Source organism: Pseudomonas edaphica (genome assembly GCF_005863185.1).
Lineage (GTDB): Bacteria > Pseudomonadota > Gammaproteobacteria > Pseudomonadales > Pseudomonadaceae > Aquipseudomonas > Aquipseudomonas edaphica.
Genome location: NZ_VBVZ01000887.1, coordinates 1 through 1,820 on the forward strand (window position 1 = coordinate 1; position 1,820 = coordinate 1,820).

Genomic DNA, 1,820 nt, shown 5'->3' on the forward strand with positions numbered 1-1,820 from the left:
CGACATGGCGTTGGTGTCCCTGCGCAGCCTGAGCGACAGCGGCAAGCGCGACGCGGCCCTGACGCTGTTTGACCAAGTGATCGGCAAGCCGACTTTCCCGGCCGACTCCCTGGCGCGCATCAAAAACCAGATTCTTGCCGGTTTTGAGTACCAGAAACAGAACCCAGGCAAGCTGGCCAGCCTTGAGTTGTTCAAGCGGTTGTACGGCGACCACCCTTACGCGCACCCGAGCGAAGGCACGCCTGAGAGCATTCCGGCGATTACCCTGGCGCAGTTGCAGGCCTTCCACGCCAAAGCATACGCAGCAGGCAATGCGGTGATTGCCGTGGTGGGCGATCTGACTCGCGCCGACGCTGAGGCCATGACGGCCAAGGTCTCCGCATCGCTGCCCAAAGGCCCCGCCCTGGCCAAGATCGCCCAGCCGACCGAGCCGAAAGCTGGCCTGAGCCATATCGAGTTCCCGTCCAAGCAAACTCATTTACTGTTCGCGCAACTGGGCATCGACCGCGCCGACCCGGACTACGCCGCCTTGTCCCTGGGCAACCAGATCCTCGGCGGTGGTGGTTTCGGCACCCGCTTGATGAGCGAAGTGCGTGAGAAGCGCGGCCTGACCTACGGCGTTTACTCCGGTTTCTCGCCGATGCAGGTACGTGGTCCGTTCATGATCAACCTGCAGACCCGCGCCGAAATGAGCGGCGGCACCCTGCGCCTGGTTGAAGACGTGCTGGCCGACTACCTCAAGACCGGCCCGACGCAAAAGGAACTGGACGACGCCAAGCGTGAGCTGGCCGGTAGCTTCCCACTGTCTACCGCAAGCAACGCCGATATCGTCGGGCAGCTGGGCGCCATGGGTTTCTATAACCTGCCGCTGAGCTATCTTGAGGATTTCATGAAACAATCCCAGGCCCTGACCGTAGAGCAGGTCAAGGCTGCAATGAATAAACACTTGAGCGCCGACAAGATGGTCATCGTGACCGCCGGCCCGACGATTGCGCAAAAGCCACTACCGCCCCCCACTGATAAACCCGCCGAGCAGCCGCTCGGGGTTCCGGAGCATTAATGGCCAGTTCATCTCGCCCGAAAAAACCTGTCCACAACGTGCATAACGGTGTGGGCCAACTGCGCATCATTGGCGGTGAATGGGGCAGCCGCAAGCTGAGTTTCCCTGACGTCGTGGGCCTGCGCCCAACGCCGGATCGCGTGCGTGAAACCCTGTTCAACTGGCTCGCGCCGTATATCGGCGGCGCCAGGGTACTGGACCCGTTCGCCGGCAGCGGCGCGCTGTTCCTCGAAGCGCTGTCCCGTGGCGCCGCCCAGGGCCAGGCGCTGGATGCCAGCAATGTGGCGGTGTCCAGCCTCAAGGAACACCTGGGCACACTGCGCTGCACCACCGGCCAGGTGCAGACAGCCGATGCGCTGCGCTACCTGGAAACCCAGGCGGCCAGCGAATACGACGTGGTGTTCCTCGACCCGCCGTTCAACCAGAACCTGTTGCCGACGGTGTGTGCGCTGCTGGAAGAGCGCCAGTGGCTGGCACCCGATGCGTGGATCTACACTGAAAGCGAGACCGCGCCGTCTACCCTCGGCCTGCCGGGCAGCTGGCGCCTGCACCGGGAGCAGAAGTCCGGTCGCGTGTATTACGCGTTGTGGCATCGGTTGGTTGAAAGCGCCGCTTAACCTTAGGTAAATGTTGTAGTGAGCGGGCTTGTTGTGGCGGCCAGGATGGTTGTGTCGAGCAGGCTTGCCCTGCGTTGGGCTGCGAAGCGGCCCCAGTAAAGTCGCCGCATTCTATTTGTCAGATCGCGGTGCCTGTAAAAGGG

The 1,820-nt window shown here is 62.6% G+C and carries 2 protein-coding genes; both read left to right on the forward strand.

From position 1 onward, the window contains the following. Positions 1 to 1,060: M16 family metallopeptidase (locus tag FEM54_RS31750; RefSeq protein WP_138454188.1), on the forward strand; the 1,060-nt coding region annotated here is incomplete at its 5' end. Continuing rightward, positions 1,060 to 1,677 (forward strand): 16S rRNA (guanine(966)-N(2))-methyltransferase RsmD, encoded by a 618-nt coding sequence (gene rsmD, locus FEM54_RS31755; protein WP_138454189.1) that lies wholly within the window; start codon positions 1,060 to 1,062, stop codon positions 1,675 to 1,677. The genes FEM54_RS31750 and rsmD, both read left to right, overlap by 1 nt. Positions 1,678 to 1,820: the final 143 nt, after the last annotated feature.